Here is a 21,191-nt window from a genome sequence, read left to right on the forward strand (position 1 = left end):
ATGTTCACATATCACCAAGATTACTGTCGTTGATTTATCCGAACAATATTCCCATGTTCAGCAAGACAAAACTAAAATCTAGATTCATTCTTCCGCATCAAAGCTAGTAAAAGTTGAAGGCTGAATTGAAGTTAATAATTGTTGGACCTCATCTCCACTTTTAAAGACAAGCTCTTTTGGCAGCTGTTGCTGTAATTCGTGGAAATCAGCCACATGGAAAGAGTAAAGTTGTTCGGGTTGATCAGTCCCCTCTGTCACGGTCGCCAGTTCTCCAAGTCGCCACCCTTCAAAGTCCTGAACACCAATATCAGCAAAAGCCTGCAGAATTGTCCCTAAAGAGGTTTGCTCTTTGTGGTTGTGGACCTTAACCGTCCAAAAATGATCACCACTGGTTTTTTCATGAACTAGAAAATATGGCATATTTTGATCATATGCAATCACTGTTGCTGCTATCATTGTCATCCCATCACTCTCAACTTAATCTCTTTTTTGCTTCTTCAACCCATCCGGGTAAAGCCAAAGCAATCGGTTCAAAACCATAGTCCAAATGATAATTCGTCCAAAAATGGCGCTTAATACTGTTATTTTTGATAATTGACGTGTTTTTTAAAGCCATAATTCCAACCTGGCGAAGAGAAAGCGAAATTTTACCAGAATACTGATCAATGTCCAAAATAACGACTTTAACACGGTCTCCAATTTTAAATTCCCCGCTTAAGTCTTTGACAACACCAGACTTAAACTCTGAAATATGAACTAACCCCTGTGTCTGTTCATCTAATTTAATAAACCCGCCGTATGGCTGAATTCCGGTTACCGTTCCAGTAACAATTTGCCCAATCTGATAACTCATTCGTCATGCTCCTAAAAATCGTCTTAAAAATCAATTTCCCTTTATTATAACAAAAAAGCGTCCTTCACTTTAGTGAAGAACAACTTTTTCAATAACAACATCATCGATTGGGCGATCGGCATAGTCTGCCTTTACCTTAGCAATCTTGTTAACAACATCCATTCCAGCGACTACTTGACCGAAAACGGTATGCTTGCCATCAAGCCAAGGTGTACCACCGTTTTCTTGGTAGGCAGTCTGAATTTCTTCAGGCAGTCCATTCAAAGCTGACTTCATTTGCTTTGGAAATTGGCTAGCTTGAACGATAAAGAATTGTGATCCATTCGTTCCTGGGCCCGCATTTGCCATTGAAAGAGCACCATTTAAGTTAAATAATTCGTCTGAAAATTCATCTTCAAATGGCTTACCCCAAATGCTTTCGCCACCACGGCCAGAACCATCAGGATCGCCTCCCTGAATCATAAATTCTGGAATTACCCGATGGAAAATCACACCATCATAGTAGCCATCTTTAGCATGGGTAGTAAAGTTTTCAACCGTCTTTGGTGCTTGGTCAGCAAACAAAGCCAAATCAATATCACCATAGTTCGTCTTTATAGTTGCTTGAACATCATTCGCGCTCAAGGCCAACTGTGGAAAATCTGACATTTTAATCCTCTTCGTCCTGCATAACAGGGTCAATGACTACGTCACCGGCTTCAATTTCTTCTAGGGCTTGGCCAACTGACTTGTTTGAGTCAAAGCGTACTTTAGTTGCAGGCAATCCTGCATCTAATTCACGAGCTCTCTTTGAGGCCAAAGCGATTAACTTGTAACGTGAATCAACTCGTTCTAATAAATTATCAACTGATGGATACAATAACATGGTGTTACTCCTTTATTCCGCAATTTGGTCAAGTACGCGACTAACCTTGAGACGTTCGGCTGTGATAATTGCCTTAATTCGATCAACTGCAAGATCTACGACATCATTTTCAACGGCGTAATTATAATTAATCATTTTCTTTAATTCATCCTTAGCCGCCTCGACCCGTTGGTCAATGACTTCGGCTGAATCAGTTCCTCGTCCTTCCAGACGTGAACGTAGGTTTTTAATATCAGGTGGGGTCAAGAAGATATAAACACCTTCTGGCATCTTTGACTTAACCTGCAAGGCTCCTTGGACATCAATTTCCAAGAAAACATCACGGCCAGATGCTAAGGTTTCCTCAATAAAAGACCGTGGCGTTCCGTAATAGTTACCAACATATTGAGCGTACTCAAGCATTTCACCGGCTTGAATTTTTTCTTCAAAGTCTTCTTTAGAAACGAAGAAATAATCTTGACCGTCAACTTCACCAACTCGGGGTTGACGAGTTGTCGCTGAGATTGAATAACGGAAGTCAACTCCATCATCTTCAAAAATCGCCTTACGGACAGTTCCTTTTCCAACACCTGATGGCCCTGAAAGAACAATTAACAAACCACGTTGTGTCATGATATTCCTCTTTAATATTAAAATCTACTGGTATCTACCAGTTTATCAGAATTTCTCTTGCAATTCAATCTCGCTTTTGCTAGTCCTGAACCTAAAAATAATGACAAAATTCATGTGATGCGAACAAAACAGAATGTTTGTTCGATTATTTATTTTAGGTAAAAACGCTTTAAAACAAGCATTTAAGCCAACTTTAAAGAATCTTAATCATTTATATTCTTGCAAAACCAAACATTTGTTCGTATACTGTGGTTAACAGTTAACGAGGAGGCCATCACATGCAAGTTAACCTTGAATTCCATTCAAATTATAATCGTTTCTTTAACCAAGGCAAGCAAGCCCTACACCGTTTGCAACAACACTTCGCTGTGGTGCCCTTAAAGCGACAACAATCAACTAATGAACTGATTAATAAACTAGAAGCAGCTATTAATTTAGCAGAGCCCGTTGCCGTTCAGATGAACTTTGGCTTCGATCAAGAAAACATCGCCGACTTTTACGGTGTGTTATCCCAAACACTAGACGGTCGGCTCTTATTGGAAGATGCTGATACGAAGCAACTCCACCAATTAATGCCTGCCTTGGTCCGTAACATTTCATTTACCAAATAAGAAAAATCCTGTTGTCTAGCTAAGATAACAGGATTTTTCTTTCAACAGTCGAGCACATTGGGAGCTCAACTGTTTCTTATTCTTCGGTTGCTAGAACTGCTTCAACATCCGCTTGGCTCAGTTGAGCTAATAAGTTGTTCAAAGCTGCAACATCGAGGTAATGATCAACGCCAACTAGGCCGCGTTCAATCTTCTTAAAGTTGTCAACGGCTTTCTTTGAAGCCAAGAATTCGAGGTAGCGGGTGATTTCACCACCCAAACCATCAAGAGAGTCCCAGACTGGGGCCCACTCGGCAAACAAGTCATTTTTGACAAAGGTCGCAATCAGGCTGGCGTTCCAGTCGCGGTGACCAGCATGGTACTTTTCTGCTAAGACCTTGTGCATGGCCTTCAACAAGGCCATTTCTTGGTCGGATACGACCCCGGCCGTTGATGTCTTCTGGAAAGTTTCAACCATTCTGTCACCAAAGGCAACTTCTTCGGCCACTTCGGCCTCAGTCAATTCCTTGTCCAATGGTTGGGCATCCGCATCCTTCAAGTCTGGCATCTTAACTGCAAGTCCTCGGTAGACTTCCGTAATCGTTGCCAAATCAAAGTCATCGGCATCCCCATTTTCTTGCAAAAACTTAAATTGCAAGTCATCAATCGCTGAGGATTCAGACATTAATTTGGCCACGTCTTGCCCTTGGAAGCGGAAATAGTTGACTGCCAAGACGGTCCGAACAATCATCTTCCAGAAGTTAGGATCAAACTTAGTGGTCTTCACCCCATAACGGGGTGAAACTTGCCCTTCTTTCGCCAAGAAGGCCTGAATGTCGTACAAGACCGGCGTCAATAAGACAAAATACCGCCAATCGCGGTCGTTTGACTGAACCAAAGCAGCCTGCATGGCCTCATTCAAATTAACAATCACGCGTTCGTCACTAGTAAAGGCCGAAAAGTTCTGTTGGACCATCGTCGCAATCAAATCATCCAAGAAAAACGAAGCGACTTCAAAGACCTTGGCATCATAGGCTTGGCGCTTTGTTAAAAAGAATCGGGCCCGTAAAAATCCCGCGAATTCATTGTAGTCAAAGGGTTCAAGCTTCTTACTCTCGCGGAACTTATGTTGTTCATTGCGGTGCTTGAGTGATTTAATTTGTGCTGCTTTACCTTGCTTCATTTGCTTTCCTCCTTAAACACTTAAATCAAGTTGGTAGCGGCCGTGGCCGAATTCCTTCAACTTGAACTGGAAGATCTGTTCTTCCCGGTCCAAGTCAGGGGTTTTCACCTTGGCTTGACGGTCACCTTCCAATTCAGCAATTTCAATTGCTTGGTTGACCGCTGATAAGACCGGCGCAAAGCTCTTAGGGTCTGCTGAGACATAAAAGAGGTCAGCGTTACCGTAAGTATTTGACCGACGGGCCAAGTTAACTGAAACCTTAAAACGATTAACTTCAAAAATTAGGTGATTGTAGTTAAAATCACGGGCATATAAAAATAGGGCTGAGAGAAATTCTCCTGCTGGGTACTTCGCTTCTGATTGTGACATAGTCTTCCTTATCTTGTTCTATCTAAATTAAACTTGACCTGTTGGCCAATTAAATGATTTCAAATTAACGCAGGGTCACGATTGTCGCTCCATCCCCACCAGCATTAGCTGAGGCGAAGTGGAACTCCTTAACCCGACGGTCTGACCGTAAGAAGTCGGTGACACCCTTGCGCAAGGCTCCGGTTCCCTTTCCATGAATGATTTCCACGGATGAGAGATTGGCCAGGGTCACAGTGTCCAAGTACCGGTCCAAATCAACGATGGCGGCCTCATAGCGAACACCACGTAGGTCCAGTTTAGCTTGGACCCGACCGGTTGCCGAAGTCTTATGAGCCGTCTTAGCAACCTTTTGCTTATGTTGCTTCTTCTTAGTTTCTTGGGCCTTGGCTGTTGCTTCCGTCTTAACCAGGTCGTCTTCGTCAACCAGCATCTTCAAGATACCCAGTTGGACTTCCCACTGGCCATTCTTATGCTTCTTAACCAAAGTTCCCTGCTGCTTATATGACTGGACCATCACTTCATCCCCAGCCGTTAAGACCTTAGCCTTCTTGGCCTTTTGGAGAATCTTATTCTTTTCCAAGTGATCAGTCTGGTGGAGCGAGGCAATCGCTTGCTTTTGCTTTTGCAATTCCTGCTCGGACAAACCACTCGCTTGGCCACCAGCTAACCGTTCTTTCCGGATTTCAGAAATTAACTGGTCGGCTTCCTTGCGAGTCTTAGAAACCAAATGGTTAGCTTCCTTTTTAGCCGCCATCATCACCTTGGCTTCGTCTTGTTCGAGCTTTAAAGTCTTCTCATCCAGGGTTGCGGCCTTTTGGTCAACTTCCTTGGTTTTATCCTCAAGGGACACTCGCTCACTCTTCACCAACTGGCGCTGGTCAACCAAGTCTTGAATCATCCGGTTCAAGTTCTGGTCTTCCGGATTAACCATCGATTTAGCATCGGCTAACAAGTCATCAGCGAACCCTAACCGCTTAGCAATGGCTAGGGCGTTTGACTGCCCTGGCACCCCAATCAACAATTGGTAGGTTGGCTTCAGCGTTTCAACATCAAAGACCATTGAGGCGTTTTCGGTCTCAGGTCGGTCATAACCGTACAACTTCAATTCCGGGTAGTGGGTCGTAGCAATCGTCTTGGCCTTTAACTCCCGGGTCTTATCCAAAATGGCCATTGCCAGAGCTGCCCCTTCTTGGGGATCCGTCCCAGCACCTAATTCATCATAAATCACCAGGGACCGGTCGTTAATTTGCGTGAGAATTTGGCGGATGTTAGCCATGTGAGAAGAAAAGGTGGATAAGTTCTGCTCAATTGACTGTTCATCCCCAATATCGGCAAAGACTTGCTCGAAAACTGCCACCGTTGATGGTCGGCCAGTGGTAATAAACAAGCCAGACTGGGCCAACAACTGCAAAAGACCGAGGGTCTTAATCGTAATGGTTTTACCACCGGTGTTAGGACCAGTGATAATCAGCGTCTGATAATCACCACCGAGGGCGATATCGTTCTTGACCGCCACCTTTTCGCTAATCAATGGGTGCCAAGCCTGTTGCAAATCAACACTTTGGTCCTTTGACAAAACGGGTGCCTGGGCATTTTGGCTCTTAGCCAGCCGGGCCTTAGCGTTAATAAAGTCCAACTGTCCCAAAATCAAAGCATTGGTCAAGAGGTCTTCACTATGGTCAGCCAGTTCAACAGACAATTCCGCTAAAATTCGGTCTTCTTCTGCCAATGCCTGCACATGGAGTTCCGACCAGGCATTAGCCATTTCGACAACGACCTGTGGTTCGATATAGTAGGTTTGTCCACTTTGACTCTGGTCGTGAACAACCCCCGGAATCTGGTGTCGGTATTCCGCCTTAACTGGCAAAACATAGCGGTCAGACCGCCTAGTAATAATTGGTTCAGATAGATATTGAGCGGACTTACCCCGGGTCAGTCCCTGGAGTTTTTGCCGAATTGAATTTTCATGGCCAGTCATTCGCCGTCGTAGACTTGCCAAGGTTGAGGAAGCCCCGTCCAAAACATGGCCGGTTTCATCCAAGGCCTTTTGAACCGTGGCGGTTAACTCAGGTAAAAGCGTTAAGTTATCCACTCGTTCCTGCAAAAGCGTCACCGATGAACCAAGGTCATCTTCTTGCAACTTTTCAAAGAAATTAGCAATGGCTGCTGTCGCAATCAAAACCTGGGCTAGACTGACAATTTCTGTTCCATTCAGACTGGCTTGGATCTCAAGCCGGCGGACCTGGTCTTTAATATCAACCAAAGAAGGCAACAACATCCCGCCCCTCATGCGGTCAATCAAAACCGCTTCATTGGTTTCCTGAAGCCAGGCAGAAACTTCAGCAAAATTGGCTGATGGATGGAGGTCAGCGACCAGCCGTTCACCCTGCTCAGTTTGGATAAAGGGATACAATTGGTCTTTAATTTTATCGTATTCAAGTGTCTGTAAGACTTTTTCATTCATGGTTAAAATTCCTCATTGATAATCACGGTTAGTTAAGCCACCATTGATAAATTTGATCAGCTAGGACTGGTGTTTTATTTAAGAAGCTATTTAAGAAAGAACTTTGACTGAACTGCATTTGCAACCACTCATTGGGGATTACTGAGAGAACTTGTAAAATTAAAAAGCTCAAAAAGACACCTAAAGCTAAATACAGTAAGCCACCCAGAATACCATCAAGGCTTCCCAGGATTGGTAAGCGGCGAACAAAACGAATTGGTCGCAATAAAAAGTGTCCAAGCATTGAGCCGACTGACATCACAACCGCAAAGGCTAAACCAGATGATAAGAATTGCGTACCTTGTCGAGAAACTTCTTGGGGCACACCTGGACGGGCAAACTGACCAGATACCCAGTTTTCAAAAACACCAGCCAAGGGTTTTGAGAGAATTGTTGCCATGTAAAAGACCAAAGCAAACAAGGCCAACCGAGCCAAGACATGAACAATCCCTTCCTGATAACCCGAATAAAACATCAATAAAATAAAAATAATCACAACGATTGAAAGAATCATTTTTTTGCTCCTATGCAGGCTGTTTTAACTGGTGAAAAATTAAAATTCAGCCCAATCTGAAAAAACTTAATATCGTCAATTATACCATTAAAACTGCTATAATTAAGACCGTTAGAACCTAGAATTAGACAAGGAGTCCTGGTATGCAAAGTGTCCTCACCCTAGATTCAGCGACAATTAGTAAATGTCGCACTTATTATGCTCGCGGGATGCGGCCCCAAGCACCTAACGGCGCTGTCTTCCAAGCCCAAAATCAAGGAACCACCATTACCGCCTACCGGTCTGGTAAAGTTTTATTTCAAGGACCAAACGCTGAAACAGAGGCACTCCGTTGGCAAGGTCAAAGCCAACCAAATTTGGCTGGTACTAGAACCACTTCCTCAGCTAAGCCATCTTACAAAAAGCCAAAGGAAAAACCAGGAGCTAACCTGCCGACTGACTTTGCAAAGTGGAGTGTGATTGGCTCTGATGAAGTTGGAGCCGGGGCCTACTTTGGTCCATTAACCACCGCGGCAGTTTACGTGCCCGAGAGTCAGCTCGCCTGGGTCAAATCATTAGGTATTGCCGATTCAAAGACATTAACTGACGATAAAATTAAAACTATCGCCCCACAGATTATTCAAAAGTTACCTCACCACGTGGTTAATTTGATGCCCGACAAGTATAACCAACTCCAAGAAAGTGGGCAAAATGTTGTCGCCATGAAGGCCCTATCTCATAACTTTGTCCTGAACACAGTTCGGGAAAAAATTGCCCCAACTGAACCAGCTGGTTACCTGGTTGACCAATTTGTCAGTCCAAATTCGTATTTCAAATACCTACAAACAAACCATCAGGACCCAATTGTCCGACAAAACGTTTATTTTACAACCAAGGGGGAAACCTTCCACCTGGCTGTGGCTGCCGCTTCGATTCTAGCCCGCTATGTCGAACTTCAATCAATGGCTGAACTCAGCCAAGCAGCCGGCTTGACCCTTCCGATTGGGGCGGGCAAGGAAGCTGACCGGATTGCTGCCAAACTTATCAACCAAGGAACTGACCTGAGGCATTACGCTAAGCTTCATTTTGCCAATACTCAAAAGGCTCAAAACCTGGCTCATCGTTAGGCTTAATGAAAGGGCCGAACCAAAGCAAAAGAAAACCACAAACTTTTTATTGATGACTAATTCCTCATCATTTAAAGTTCGTGGTTTTTTTATTTATTCTTTTGGTAATGACAAGTCATTTTCTTTCAGTTCAATGTCTTGATCATCTTGACTGGCAACTTGGTCTGCTAAGTCAGCCTTTTTTTCATCCAATGATGATTTAGCATGTTCGACATATGGTGCCAGCTTAGCTTTGGCTTGATCAGTCAATTCATTGGCTCGGTCGCGGAATGCATCCTTCTTTTCCTGAACCTTAGCCTTTTTATCTGCTGGTAAGAACTTGTACGCAGCTGCTGCTCCAGCAGCTAGGAAAAATCCTGCAACAACACCTGTAGCTTTTTTACCCATAATCGTTTCCCCCTAGTTTTCTTTCTTATTCTTCTTGTTCTTCTTAGAAAATACGTTGAAAACCCTTGTCAAAGCAAAGGAAGCCCCTGCCTTTGACAAAGTGCCTAAGCCAGAGAAATTACTTGCCGTTTTACGAGCCGAATCATTCAAGTCTGAAACCGTTTCGGAAAGGTCAGCAACAGCCTGGACAGTGACGTCCAACGTCGCCATCTTTTCATTAACATCATCCAATAAGATATTTGTATTTGCTAGAACTTCATTTGAAGATCGGGCAATCGTGTCAATATCAGTTGTCAAAATGCTAACTGAACGAGTTAACCGAAGCAAGAAAATGCTTAGGCACACCACTAAAAGCAAAAACGCTAAAGCAAAAATTAAAAGTGAAATTTCTCCAACTGTCATAAGTGTTGCAGCTCCTCTCATTTCGTCTGGTCTAATTAACTGTCGATTTGTCTTAATTGTAACAGACTTTTTTAATTAATACAGGTTCCAAGTAAAAATTTATTAATTTATCTTGAAAAATAAAAAAAGCCCGATTGGGCTTTCTCATCTTGCATAATCTGTTGCACGAGTTTCTCGGACAACTGTCACCTTCACATGGCCAGGATACTCGAGCTTTTCTTCAACTTCAGCCTTAATATCATGGGCCAAAACTGTTGCTTGGATATCTGTAATCTGAGAAGGTTCAACAACTACTCGAACTTCACGTCCAGCTTGGATAGCATAGGCCGACTTAACGCCGTGATAACCATCTGCAATGTTTTCCAAATCCGTCAAACGCTGAACGTAATTTTCTAATGATTCAGAGCGGGCTCCTGGTCGGGCAGCAGAAATTGCATCTGCAGCGGCGACAAGGTCCGCAAGGGGTGAAATTGCTTCAGTATCACCGTGGTGGGCGGCAATAGCATTCACAACCACTGGCTTTTCTTGATATTTTTCAGCCAAACGGACACCGAGTTCAACGTGGGAACCTTCAACTTCAGCATCAACGGCCTTTCCAATATCGTGTAAGAGACCAGCACGCTTTGCTTGAGCAACATCCATTTTAAATTCAGCAGCCATTAGGCCAGTAATCTTCGCCACTTCAATTGAGTGTTGTAAGACGTTCTGACCATATGACGTCCGGTAATTCATTCGACCAATCAACTTAATTAAGTCGGGGTGTAAACCACGGAGTCCTAATTCAAAGACTGCTTCTTCACCCTTTTGGCGAATATTTTCATCCATTTGCCGTCGTGCTTTTTCGACTGCTTCTTCGATTTTGGCAGGATTAATCCGGCCATCCGCGATCAAAGCATCCAAAGCATTCTTGGCAATTTGACGACGAAGAGGATCAAAGCCAGACAAAACAACTGACTCAGGAGTATCATCGATAATCAAATCAATTCCTGTCAGTGCTTCCAACGTCCGAATATTGCGACCTTCGCGACCAATAATCCGGCCCTTCATCTCTTCCCCGGGAAGGTTAACTACTGATACTGTCACATCAGAAACAGTATCCGCAGCTGAACGCTGGATTGCTTCAACAACCAAGTTGCGAGCCCGACGTTCCCCTTCACTTTTTGCATCAACTTCATATTCCTGAATTAAAGCAGCCCGCTCATGTTCCAATTGGGCCTTTGATTCATCCAAAATAATTTCTTTGGCTTGGTCTTTATTCAATTCAGCAATCTCTTGCAGCTTCAACTCTTGGTCAGCTAAGGCTTGCTTAGCAGCTTCGAGCTTCTGGTCTGCTTCGGTTAAATGCGTTTGAACTTGACTTTCCTTTTGAATCAACGCAGCGTCACGTTGGTTCAAAGTTGCATCTTTTTTGTCTAAAGTATCAGTTCGATCCTGCAACCGTTGCTCTTGGGCCTCAGCTTTCTTTCGACGTTCAGAAAGCGATTGGTCAACTTGGTTTCGGTACTTTTGTGCATCATCTTTCGCGTCGACTTCCGCCGCCCGCTTAATACTTTTAGCTTCTTCATTTGCTTGTTTTAAAATGTTTGCTGCAATCTGTTTAGCGCTATCTAAACGAACTTTATCCATCGTCCGTTTGACAAAATAGCCACCAGCTAAACCAACTACTAATGCAAAGAGTGCTGAAATAATAATCATACCCATAAGTATTCTTCCTTTCAGCGATGAACAATTTTTAGTTCACAAGTCTAGTATAGACAATTATGGGGCATGGGTCAATTGGAAAAGACAGGTCAATCCGGCAATTAACACAATTTGTCTGATAAAAGTCTAATCAAAAAAAGCCCCTCTTGCAGTTGCAAAAAGAACTTTTGATTAAAAATCATTTATTTTTTAAAGCGTCGATTCAAATCACGTTCTTGATCACGCTTTTTGATAGTTTGTCGTTTATCATATTGCTTCTTTCCTCGACCGACACCGAGCAGAACTTTAGCGAAGCCCCGTTTCATATAAACCTTCAGTGGAACAATGGTCACCCCCGGTTCCTTGGCAAAAAGGGCCAAGCGGGCAATTTGCTTCTTGTGCAAAAGTAAGACCCGGTTTCGTAATGGGTCAACGTTAAATTGATTACCATTTTCATAAGAAGCGATATTAACATTCGTCAAGATGGCTTGGCCATCATTAACTGTCACGAAACCATCACCGATTGTAATTTGGCCGGCCCGAACCGACTTAATTTCAGTTCCAGTCAACACAACCCCAGCTTCGACGGTCTCTTCAATTGCATAGTTAAAACGGGCTTTGCGATTCTGCGCCAAGGCTGGATCTTGGGCTGGTTTTTTCTTTGCCATCGAAATTCCTCCTCACCTGTTTACTTTTAAGGACGTTGACTTATTTTAAAGCTACGGCCACCACGCTTAGGCTGAGACTGGCTGTTTTGGCCTTGCGGCTTTGAACCATTCGCCTTCGGCCCCCGATTATTTTTGGCTGGGCCTTGGCTAGATTGAGAACGGCGATTACCGTTGCCATTGCCTTTGGCTGGGCCGGCAGATCCACGACGGTTATTTGAACTTCCCTGGTCTTTTCTAGGACCGCGAGAATTGTTGTTCCGGTTTCCACCGTTGCGTTGACCTGGTTTACGGTCACGACCGAACTTACCGTTATTTTGTTGTGGCACTCGAATATCAGTCGTTGGTGCTTCTTCAGGGTTTAATAAGATAAAATCAACAGTTGATTCCTCTTTGCTAGCCCGAATAACCTTAATTTTAACCTTTTGACCGATTTGGAAAATATGGTGCTTGCTGCGACCAATCAAGGCCGCATGCTTTTCATCATATTCATAATGGTCATCAGTCAAGTTAGAAATATGAACCAAACCTTCGACGGTGTTTTCCAAGGAAATAAAGAGTCCGAACTTCAAAGCGGCACTAACTACCCCTTCAAATTCTTGGCCGACCTTATCTTCCATGTATTCGGCCTTCTTCATCGAATCAACTAAACGTTCAGTATCAATTGACCGACGTTCGCGGGTTGAAGTATCTTCCCCGATTTGACCAAGGTGACTAGCATACTTTTCTTGGGCTTCAACACCGGTACCATGAGTTTCGTACCACTTAATCAAACGGTGAACCGTCAAATCAGGGTAACGACGAATTGGTGAGGTAAAGTGGGTATAGAATTCAGCCCCCAAACCAAAGTGACCCAATGGATCTGGTGAGTACTTCGCCTGCTTCATTGCCCGCAACATCATCGTTGAAATCATTTGTTCGGCTGGATCGTCCTTGACCTGAGCCATCAAACCTTGCAACATCATTGGGCTAACCTTAGCGGGATCTCCCTTAACTGGGTAGCCCAGAGACTTGGCAAACTCAAAGAAGGATTGAGCACGTTCTTCGTCTGGAACTTCGTGAATTCGATACAAGAATGGCACTTGCAACCGATCGAAGTGCTCCGCAATGGTTTCGTTAGCGGCCAACATAAATGATTCAATCATTCGTTCAGAGGTTCCGCGTTCGCGGACAACCACATCGATGGCCTTCCCATTTTCATCCACAACAATTGAAGCTTCCGGCGTATCGAATTCAATGGCGCCACGACGTGATCGCTTCTTATACAAGATTTGGTGCAATTCGCCCATCTCTTCAAACATCGGTACCAATGCTTCGTATTCGTTGCGAGTCGCTTCTTCTCCAGCTAAAATTTCATTGACGGCCTTATAAGTCATCCGCGCATGAGATTTAATAACAGACTGGTGAATATCATGGGAAACAATCCGACCTTGGTCATCAATTTCCATTTCAACAGACATGGCCAAACGAATCACATCTGGATTCAATGAAGCAATCCCGTTTGAAAGCTTTTGTGGCAACATTGGAATAACCCGGTCCGTCAAATAAACAGAAGTACTGCGGTTATAGGCTTCCTTGTCAATCGCCGTTCCCGGACGCACATAGTGGGAAACATCGGCAATGTGAACACCCAAGTGGTAGTTCCCATTGTCCTTTTTCCAAACGACAACGGCATCATCGATATCCTTAGTGTCGGCACCATCAATTGTCACCAGTGGTTGGTCAGTGATATCAGCACGACCGGCCCATTCTTCCTTTTGCACTTCACTCGGAATGGCATCGGCTTCCGCCATCACTTCGTCAGGGAAGTGGTTGGGTACCTTCTTATTTTCGACGATTTGCATGATATCCATGCCGGGTTCATTTTCATAACCTAAGACCTGGGTCACCGTCACCAAAAGTTGCTTAGGGTGAATTTTATCGGCGAAGCGGCTCACATCAGCCACGACAACTTGGCCGTCGTGCAATGACAATTCGTCTTTCACACCAGTGACAAGAACCTGGTAAGAACCGGCCTTCTTGTCGTTCAAGCGAATTTGACCCAAAGCACCCTTTTGTTGAGAACCAGCAGTAAAGATTCCAACCAAGCGTTGGTATGAATGCTCAACAATCTCTTCAACCTTACCTTCAGGACCGCGGTCTTCCGACTGGGCTGGCTTGACCATTGAAACGCGGACAGTATCTCCCTGCATGGCCTGGCCAGTGTTATCAGGGGCAATAAAGTAGTCTGGTAAGTTTTCATCATAGCGAACAAAACCAAAGCCCTTATCGTTGGCCTTGAATTCACCAATCACGTCACCATTTTGAGCCTGGAATTGATAAGCCTCACCGTCTTTACGAGCTGACTTAGCATCTACCATACCTTCTAAAACACTAACAACTTGGCGGTAGCCGGTTGCGTCTTCTAGTCTTAATCCATCCGCCAAATTTTGCGCTGTGAAACTTTGGCCGGAATTGGCCTTTAAAAAGCCAGCTATTTGTTCTTTAATTTGTTTAATTTCCATTGATATTTTTTCATTCTCCTAAAAAAGGTAAATAAAAAATCAGTCTACAAAAAAGTAAACTGACCTTTTAAATTAATGAGCAGCAAGATACATCAACGCAAGCGCAATGATAAACCATACGGTTCCCAAAACCACTGTTGTTCGACGTAGGACCGCTTCAAAACCGCGCGACTTGCGTTCGGTAAATAAGTCGGCTGCTCCACCAGACAAAGCTGACAAAGCATCCTGTTGTTTGCTGGGCTGCATCATAACTGTCACGATTAGCAGAAAACCAACAACCAGCAATAAGATGGTTAGTACATTAGTCACAATGACTGCCTCCACTCGTTATTCATAAACCCTAGTATAGCAGAAAGTTGCTTAATTTCCAAGGCTCAAACGGAACATCAAAATTCCACCGGCAACGGCGACATTCAATGATTCGGCTGATCCCAAGATTGGGATGTATAAGTTTGCAGTTGTCTTGGCTGCCAATTCAGGGTTCAATCCCTGTCCTTCGTTTCCAACAATCAAAGCACCCGCTGATAATCCTTGGATTTCTTGGTATGGCTTGGCTTCTTCGTTCAATTCTGAACCATAAACTGGCAAGCTGTTTTCAGCAAAGGCATCAATCCATTGGTTCAAGTCGCCTTGCAAAACTTCCAAATGGAAGTTTGATCCTTGCATTGCGCGCAAAGTCTTTGGTGCGTATGCATCAGCAGTGTCTTGACCAAGAACGACTCCCTTGAAACCAGCAGCATCGGCTGTTCGAATCAATGTTCCAACATTACCTGGATCTTGGATAGCATCCAAGAAGAGCCAAAGACCATCATGAACATATGATGGGTCAAAAGTCTTTTCAGGCAAAGTTACTTCAGCAAAGATTCCTTGAGGAGCCTTAGTGCCGGCAATATGCACAGCAACTTCCTTTGAAATTTCAAAAGCTGGGACACCATGAGGGACATCTGGCAAATGGGCTTCCATTTGTTCAGCAGTGGCCATCACAGCATGAAACTTAGCACCAGCCTTAACGGCTTCTTGAACCAAGTGCCAGCCATCAAGCAAATAAGTCTTTTGTTCTGTCCGGCCTTTTTTTGTAGCTAATTTCGCCCAGGCTTTCACCTTAGCATTTTGTTTTGATAAAATTCGTTCCATTTGGATTCCTTTATTCTTTGTTTAACTGTCGGTTTTGTTTACCGGCATTCCGTTGACCAGTCGGTTGGTCGTTAGTTTCTGTTGGAGTGACATCACGAGGTCGTAAGTCTTCAGGACGAACACGTTGTGCCCCTTGATTAAAATTAGACCCAGCAGTCGCTTCTTTCAATAATTCATCGGCCCCACGCTTCAGAGAAAATGTTTCTTCAACATGCTTAGTCAAACCACTGTGCATGAAGTGAATGACCAATGTCTGGATGGCCACAGAGATTCCACCAACGATGAAGTACAGACCAATGGCTCCAGAAGAAGCAAAGGTAAAGAAGGCAATCATGACTGGCATGAAGTAGGCAATCTTTCCTGCGGTCTTCTTTTGGTCTTCAGGCATATGGAGTTGGCTCAGGTAAGCCTGGAAAACATAAATCAAGAAAACGATAATCGTTAAAATGATTTGTGGCTTTGACAAAGCCATTCCATAAAATGTGGCACTCTTCAAACCGTCAGCGTGCTTAATTGCCAGATACAAACCAGAAAAGATTGGCAACTGAACGGCCATCGTCAACCAAGAAACCCCACCCGTCATTGAGACGTTATTTTCTCGGTACAAATTCATGGATTGCATTGAAATGGCTTGTTGTTCAGTTGGTGTCTGAGCCGCTTTAGCAGCTGCTTGAATTTTTTCCAATTCAGGACGCATTTTTTGCATCTTTAATCCTGAAATTGTTGTGTTCCGCTGTTGGTTAATAAAGATTGGTAACAAAATCAAACGGATAATGGCCGTCAAAATGATAATGGCCCAACCGATTCCGTCTGCCCCGCCGACCCAATTAGCAATGTCCGTCAAAATATGGGCAATGGGCGTTGATACGAGCCGGTACATCCGACCGTTGGTGCTATAACCGCCAGTCATCAAGTAAAGGTCGAAAAGGACAATCAAAATAGTTGCTGTCCGCTTTGCTGATTTCATGAAAAATATCCTCGTTTAAATTTAATCTCTGTATTTGTACTCAAAGAAAAAAACTTGCCAACTGACAAGTTTTATTAATTAACTCATGATGTGTTAGACCCTTAAATTATAGCAATAATTTAAGTTAAAGTAAAATCAAATCACTGAGTCTCGGTTTAATCAGAAAGCCTATTCTGTTTTTTCAGGACGGCAGATTGGAAAACGAAGTCGAAAAATTGATCCAGAACCCAAAGCAGACTCAACTTGGACCTGACCACCGTAAGCCGCAACCATCTTCTTCACAATGCTGAGGCCTAGGCCGTTCCCACCAGTTCGGTGGGCACGCGCTTTGTCAACCCGGTAAAAGCGATCAAAGACTCGGTCCAAATCTTCGGCGGCAATACCCTGACCAAAGTCTTGAACACCGATTTCAACCCAGGTGCCAGCCTTTGCCAGCGCCAGATGGATTTCCTTTCGATCCGTAGAATACTTAGAAGCATTATCAATCAAAATGATTAATAATTGTTCTAAATGGTCAGCCCGAACAGCGACTTCTACCGGTTGGTCTAAGTCATTATCAAAGGTCCAAGAAAAATCAGGATGGACCATCTGCAAGTCATGGTAGACCCGCTCGATAATTGGTAAGACCTCCGTAATTTCCGGCTGACTAGTAACATTCAAGTTTTCAGCTCTGGTCAAGACTAACATTTCATTAACCAGGGTTTCCATCCGTGAAATTTCAGCTAGTGACGACCGAATTGAATCCTCTAGGACTTCCGGATCATCCTTCCCCCAGCGGTTCAAAAGCTCTAAATGGCCCTTGACGATAGCTACGGGAGTCCGCAATTCATGGGAAACGTCAGAAACAAAGTCTTGTTGGGCATAAATCAATCCCTGAACCTTGTCCATCGTTTGATTTTGAACCTGGCCGAGGTCGTTAAGCTCTTTGTTATAGGCAACGGGTTTAACCCGATCATCTGTCAGAGGGTCATCTTCGAAGTTAAGCATTGTTTTTTGCAATTTTTTAACTGGTCGAACAAAGACTTGAGCCAGCAACCATGCTAAACAAAGAGTCCATAACAGAGCAACCAAGGTCAGCACAAACCACCAATGACTAATCTGGGCAAAGGTTTCACCACGGATATTAGCACCAATTAAAATATCTAAACAAACTAAAATCCCAGCCAAGAGTAGCAAAAAACCCACCGTTAAAACCAGGGTTAAGAGTGTCTGGATTGATAAAACCGGTGAGTCTTCTTGTTTTTTTTGCTTTGACTTTCTCATCTTAGCTCCGCATGACATAGCCCGTTCCACGAACAGTTTGGATGTATGAAGTCTTTGACTCCGGATCATCTAACTTGTTTCGCAAGTAACGGATATAAACATCCACAACGTTCGTTTCAATTTGCGTATCAAAGCCCCAAACTTCTTTCAAAAGCTTTTCACGAGATTGAACGACGTTGATATTTTCAACTAACAGCAATAACAAATCGTATTCGCGCTTCGTCAAATTAATGACTTGGTCATCACGACGGGCAATCCGATTTTCTTTTTCCAACTGTAAGTTCTTAAAACGAATGATTGATGGTGACTTATCGGCTGGATTTTGTTCAATATCAATCCGACGCAAAAGTGACCGAACACGGGCCAAAAGTTCTTCAATGGCAAATGGCTTAACCACGTAGTCATCAGCACCGTAGTCCAAACCAGAAACTCGGTCAATCACTGAATCACGAGCAGTCATCATGATGATTGGTGTTTTCTTAGTTTCGCGCAACCGGCGGGCAACTTCAAAGCCATTCAATTCAGGCAACATCAAATCCAACAAGATCAAATCAAAATCTTCATTGAGTGCTTTATCGAGGCCTTCACGACCGTTTAAAACAGTCTCCACGTCATAGCCTTCGTGTTTGAGCTCGAGGCTAACGAACTTGGCCAAATTTTCTTCATCTTCAACAATTAAAATACGACTCATATTTTCCCTCTCGACGTCCCTGCATGCCCAACAGCTCAGTGGCCGTCAAACAAATATGAATAAGTTCTAATCTTATTCTACCATAAACGTCGATTTTTCTCATTTATTTAAAAAAATCATCAAGTTTTGCTAGCCGCGGGTCTAACTGTTTTTCATCGGCTTGTGACTCTTTTTGTTCTTTTGCTTCTTGCTCCGCGAAATCTTCTTCAGAAATGACCTGCCAGTCTTTTCCGGTGGGCAAGGTTTGCTCGTTTTCTTCATCCTTAGTCAGAATCTGACTAGGTAAAGCCGCTACTAAGTTGTCTAAGACAACTTGATCTAAATCAATACTATTATTTTCTAAGACAAAAACTGCATCTTCATCTTCGAATGTCTTAAGCCGCTCTTCATCACTAATATAGGTTTCATGAATTGGCAATTCGATTGACCAATCCACTGGTGCTAATGACCGTGATGACGGTAGGGTTAAGTCCGCTACGACTGAAACAGCTAAAACAATATCTTCATTTTCGATGGAACGAATCGTTCCTTGCACTTGAACAGACCTTGCACTAATAATTAAATCAGAAAAACGCTCATCAATCAAATTTTGTAGCAATAATTTTTCATCAATCATTAATGGTGTCTGCTGATACTTAGCTAATTGCTGCTTAGCATACTTCATTTTTTAGTCTCCTTTGTTTGATAAATCGGCTTACGACTAAGGTCTTGCCCTAGTTTAACGCCCTGTTGTCCGGCAAGGACTTGCCAAATTTGGCCAGCCTTATAGTCTAACCGTAAATTGGCTTTGGCCAGCCCCATGTCAACTTTTGAAATAATTGGCAAGGTTGCTCGTCGTTTAACTTCACTAAGGTAGCCCTGGCCCAAATCATTAAAACCGAGCAAGCGAATGTAGGAATCAGCCATGGCTGCCTGCATTTGATCAACCTTAATATTTAATAAGGTGTACAACAGCGTCCGTTGAATTCGAGCAAAGGTATACCGCTTTGTCTTAACAGCTTTGATAAAAGATTGGTAAGACTGGGGCGCCTCAGGATTACCGGCCGTCGCTGCCAGACGGTGTTCTAAGCCCTCAGCCATTTGGTAGACCTGGCCAAGTTGGCCAACCGTATCAGTCAATAAACGGTACCGTAAGAGGTCGTAAAATGGCTTTTCAAAGTCCAATGTATTGGGCTTGTCCTTCAGTGCTGCTAGAGTCTCGGCCGGCACGACGTTTTCAACCTTATCAAACTTGCCTTTATGCAAGGCCAAGCGAATTGAAGAAGCGGATGCAATCGTTTGGTCCTCGGCAAAGGTTTGATCATGGTAACCAGCCTCAAGACGACCAATGGGCACCAAATTCATTGGCAAACCACTCTTTAAGACTGCCTTAGCGTAGGAAAAAGCCAAAATATCATTGGGATTTTCCAATTTAAAGCCCGTCGCTTCTTCTAACTGACCAGCATAAGCCGATGCATAGGTCTGACTTCGGTCTGTAAACTGCCCTTGGCTCTCAATTTCGGCAGCCTTTTTCGCCAAGTCCATAAAGTCGATTGTCGGATTTTCAGAACCAAAGACTAAGTCCTCGACACCAAGAGCCTGCAAAATTTTAACAGCTCCTTCAGCAAATAAATGCCCGGGTTGAACAGCATAAAAAACAGGCAGTTCAACAACTAGGTCAGCTCCAGAATTCATGGCTAACTGAGTTCTTTCCCACTTATCCAAAATGGCTGGCTCACCTCGTTGAACAAAGTTTCCTGACATCACGACGACCGCTAAATCAGCCCCCGTTAATTCTTTGGCTCTTTGAATATGGTAGGCATGGCCATTGTGAAAAGGATTGTATTCTGCAATTATTCCAACTGCTTTCATTTTACCCCTCCTTTTTGTGCTGAAAAGAACCAACGAGCATCTTGGTCATCGACGGCCTTTTGTCCAAAATTAGCACTAACTTGTACATTAACGAATCCCGCCTTCTTCAAGGCTTTTTGGTAATAGGACAGGTCGTATGTTTGCTCATGGTGAACTTCTCGAACTAAGTTAAACGCATCGAGGTCTTCATTGTACAAGAAGAACTTTAAATCATGATCAACAGAATTCTTCTCTTCACCCGGAAAACTTGTCCACATAAAAATCTGGTCCGGATCATCATCATTGTTATAACAGTAGTTATCATACAAAACGTTGACTTGGTAAGGAGTAATGACATCGAACAAAAACGTTCCCTGGTCTTCTAAGTGATCATAAACCTGCTTTAATCCCGCTTCAAAATCCTTTTTTCCTGGAAGATAGTTAAAAGTGTCTGCAAATGAAACAATCGCTGGATACTTTTCTTCCCAACCAGAAAAATCACGGATATCCGCTTCTAATAACCTCAAATCGACCTGAGCTTCATTAGCATGCGTTTGGGCTAAGCTTAGCATTGCTGGGGCCATATCTAATAAATCAACCTGATACCCAGCTTGTGCTAATAAGACCGCCAACCGGCCAGCTCCACCACCCAAGTCTAAAATTTTACCGGGTGTCAGTTGTTTTTTGACGAATTTAAACCAATCTGCATACAAATCCCCGTCAAAAAGCTGGTCGTATAGGCCAGCAAAAGTTTGATATGGTAATGTATTTTCTTCAGTCATTTAAAAACCCCCGTAGAACGACAGTGGCTGATGGACGGTCTATCCCTAGACCAACCACCAGCCAACTATTGTTATTAAGCTTCTTCAAGATATTCTGTGATGTTAACCTTATCGGCATCAAACCACAAACGATCGAGTTGATAAAAGTCACGTGATTCTTGGTCAAAAATATGAACAATCACATCACCAAGGTCAAGTGAAATCCACTCTGAACGATCGTAACCTTCCATGTTCAAAACTTCAGCACCAGCTAACTGGGCTTCATCTTTGACCTCACGGGCAATCGCTTGA

At 43.5% G+C, this 21,191-nt stretch carries 25 protein-coding genes; 2 read left to right on the top strand and 23 right to left on the bottom strand.

Annotated features, from left to right (window positions below; genetic code table 11):
• Positions 1-84 precede the first annotated feature (84 nt).
• From AOQ29_RS03320 to gmk, 5 genes are all read right to left on the bottom strand, one after another.
• Positions 85-462 carry a hypothetical protein gene (locus tag AOQ29_RS03320; RefSeq protein ID WP_061993123.1) on the bottom strand — a complete coding sequence of 126 codons (378 nt, stop codon included), beginning with the start codon at positions 460-462 and terminating at the stop codon, positions 85-87.
• Between the two features lie 10 nt (positions 463-472).
• Entirely contained in the window at positions 473-853 is a 381-nt protein-coding gene (locus tag AOQ29_RS03325) for a CvfD/Ygs/GSP13 family RNA-binding post-transcriptional regulator (protein WP_061993124.1), read from the bottom strand.
• Positions 854-922: 69 nt separating this feature from the next.
• Positions 923-1,501: a peptidylprolyl isomerase gene (locus AOQ29_RS03330; RefSeq protein WP_061993125.1), complete on the bottom strand. Its 579-nt coding sequence runs from the start codon at positions 1,499-1,501 to the stop codon at positions 923-925.
• A 1-nt stretch (position 1,502) separates the two neighbouring features.
• A complete protein-coding gene (rpoZ, locus tag AOQ29_RS03335) occupies positions 1,503-1,718 on the bottom strand; it encodes a DNA-directed RNA polymerase subunit omega (RefSeq protein ID WP_061993126.1) in 216 nt (71 codons plus the stop codon).
• Between the two features lie 12 nt (positions 1,719-1,730).
• Entirely contained in the window at positions 1,731-2,330 is a 600-nt protein-coding gene (gmk, locus tag AOQ29_RS03340) for a guanylate kinase (protein ID WP_061993127.1), read from the bottom strand.
• Positions 2,331-2,608: 278 nt separating this feature from the next.
• Between gmk and AOQ29_RS03345 the strand changes: the two genes are divergently transcribed.
• On the top strand, positions 2,609-2,941 hold the full coding sequence (locus AOQ29_RS03345; protein ID WP_061993128.1) for a hypothetical protein: 333 nt from the start codon (positions 2,609-2,611) through the stop codon (positions 2,939-2,941).
• A 76-nt stretch (positions 2,942-3,017) separates the two neighbouring features.
• Here AOQ29_RS03345 and AOQ29_RS03350 read toward each other — a convergent pair whose 3' ends face one another.
• The 4 genes from AOQ29_RS03350 to AOQ29_RS03365 form a co-directional block, all read right to left on the bottom strand.
• Positions 3,018-4,103, bottom strand: a complete 1,086-nt coding sequence (locus tag AOQ29_RS03350; RefSeq protein WP_061993129.1) for a hypothetical protein — start codon at positions 4,101-4,103, stop codon at positions 3,018-3,020.
• Positions 4,104-4,115: 12 nt separating this feature from the next.
• On the bottom strand, positions 4,116-4,472 hold the full coding sequence (locus tag AOQ29_RS03355; protein ID WP_061993130.1) for a hypothetical protein: 357 nt from the start codon (positions 4,470-4,472) through the stop codon (positions 4,116-4,118).
• A gap of 64 nt (positions 4,473-4,536) precedes the next feature.
• On the bottom strand, positions 4,537-6,936 hold the full coding sequence (locus AOQ29_RS03360; protein WP_061993131.1) for an endonuclease MutS2: 2,400 nt from the start codon (positions 6,934-6,936) through the stop codon (positions 4,537-4,539).
• 28 nt (positions 6,937-6,964) lie between these two features.
• Entirely contained in the window at positions 6,965-7,489 is a 525-nt protein-coding gene (locus AOQ29_RS03365; RefSeq protein ID WP_061993132.1) for a CvpA family protein, read from the bottom strand.
• Positions 7,490-7,632: 143 nt separating this feature from the next.
• On the opposite strand from AOQ29_RS03365, the gene rnhC reads away from it, so the two are divergent.
• The gene (gene rnhC / locus AOQ29_RS03370; RefSeq protein ID WP_061993133.1) at positions 7,633-8,595 is read left to right on the top strand and encodes a ribonuclease HIII; all 963 of its coding nucleotides are present in this window, start codon (positions 7,633-7,635) and stop codon (positions 8,593-8,595) included.
• Positions 8,596-8,688: 93 nt separating this feature from the next.
• Here rnhC and AOQ29_RS03375 read toward each other — a convergent pair whose 3' ends face one another.
• The 14 genes from AOQ29_RS03375 to rsfS form a co-directional block, all read right to left on the bottom strand.
• Positions 8,689-8,982, bottom strand: coding sequence for a hypothetical protein (locus AOQ29_RS03375; RefSeq protein WP_061993134.1), 294 nt, complete (start codon positions 8,980-8,982; stop codon positions 8,689-8,691).
• Between the two features lie 12 nt (positions 8,983-8,994).
• A complete protein-coding gene (locus tag AOQ29_RS03380; protein ID WP_061993135.1) occupies positions 8,995-9,384 on the bottom strand; it encodes a DUF948 domain-containing protein in 390 nt (129 codons plus the stop codon).
• A gap of 144 nt (positions 9,385-9,528) precedes the next feature.
• Positions 9,529-11,085, bottom strand: a complete 1,557-nt coding sequence (gene rny / locus AOQ29_RS03385; RefSeq protein ID WP_061993136.1) for a ribonuclease Y — start codon at positions 11,083-11,085, stop codon at positions 9,529-9,531.
• Between the two features lie 182 nt (positions 11,086-11,267).
• Positions 11,268-11,732, bottom strand: a complete 465-nt coding sequence (gene smpB / locus AOQ29_RS03390; protein WP_061993137.1) for an SsrA-binding protein SmpB — start codon at positions 11,730-11,732, stop codon at positions 11,268-11,270.
• A 26-nt stretch (positions 11,733-11,758) separates the two neighbouring features.
• Entirely contained in the window at positions 11,759-14,233 is a 2,475-nt protein-coding gene (rnr, locus tag AOQ29_RS03395; protein WP_083989255.1) for a ribonuclease R, read from the bottom strand.
• Between the two features lie 72 nt (positions 14,234-14,305).
• Positions 14,306-14,542 (bottom strand): preprotein translocase subunit SecG, encoded by a 237-nt coding sequence (gene secG / locus AOQ29_RS03400; RefSeq protein WP_061993138.1) that lies wholly within the window; start codon positions 14,540-14,542, stop codon positions 14,306-14,308.
• 51 nt (positions 14,543-14,593) lie between these two features.
• Positions 14,594-15,367 carry a TrmH family RNA methyltransferase gene (locus AOQ29_RS03405; protein ID WP_061993139.1) on the bottom strand — a complete coding sequence of 258 codons (774 nt, stop codon included), beginning with the start codon at positions 15,365-15,367 and terminating at the stop codon, positions 14,594-14,596.
• A gap of 10 nt (positions 15,368-15,377) precedes the next feature.
• The gene (gene yidC, locus AOQ29_RS03410; protein WP_061993140.1) at positions 15,378-16,334 is read right to left on the bottom strand and encodes a membrane protein insertase YidC; all 957 of its coding nucleotides are present in this window, start codon (positions 16,332-16,334) and stop codon (positions 15,378-15,380) included.
• A 168-nt stretch (positions 16,335-16,502) separates the two neighbouring features.
• Entirely contained in the window at positions 16,503-17,597 is a 1,095-nt protein-coding gene (locus AOQ29_RS03415; RefSeq protein WP_061993141.1) for a sensor histidine kinase, read from the bottom strand.
• Position 17,598: 1 nt separating this feature from the next.
• The gene (locus AOQ29_RS03420; protein WP_061993142.1) at positions 17,599-18,288 is read right to left on the bottom strand and encodes a response regulator transcription factor; all 690 of its coding nucleotides are present in this window, start codon (positions 18,286-18,288) and stop codon (positions 17,599-17,601) included.
• 103 nt (positions 18,289-18,391) lie between these two features.
• A complete protein-coding gene (locus AOQ29_RS03425) occupies positions 18,392-18,952 on the bottom strand; it encodes a YceD family protein (protein ID WP_061993143.1) in 561 nt (186 codons plus the stop codon).
• Entirely contained in the window at positions 18,949-20,139 is a 1,191-nt protein-coding gene (locus tag AOQ29_RS03430) for a nucleotidyltransferase (RefSeq protein ID WP_061993144.1), read from the bottom strand. Before AOQ29_RS03430 ends, AOQ29_RS03425 begins: the two co-directional genes overlap by 4 nt.
• Positions 20,136-20,900 carry a class I SAM-dependent methyltransferase gene (locus AOQ29_RS03435; RefSeq protein ID WP_061993145.1) on the bottom strand — a complete coding sequence of 255 codons (765 nt, stop codon included), beginning with the start codon at positions 20,898-20,900 and terminating at the stop codon, positions 20,136-20,138. Before AOQ29_RS03435 ends, AOQ29_RS03430 begins: the two co-directional genes overlap by 4 nt.
• Positions 20,901-20,974: 74 nt before the next feature.
• Positions 20,975-21,191: ribosome silencing factor (gene rsfS / locus AOQ29_RS07915; protein ID WP_083989257.1), on the bottom strand; the 217-nt coding region annotated here is incomplete at its 5' end.

Source organism: Fructobacillus ficulneus (assembly GCF_001047075.2).
Lineage (GTDB): Bacteria > Bacillota > Bacilli > Lactobacillales > Lactobacillaceae > Fructobacillus > Fructobacillus ficulneus.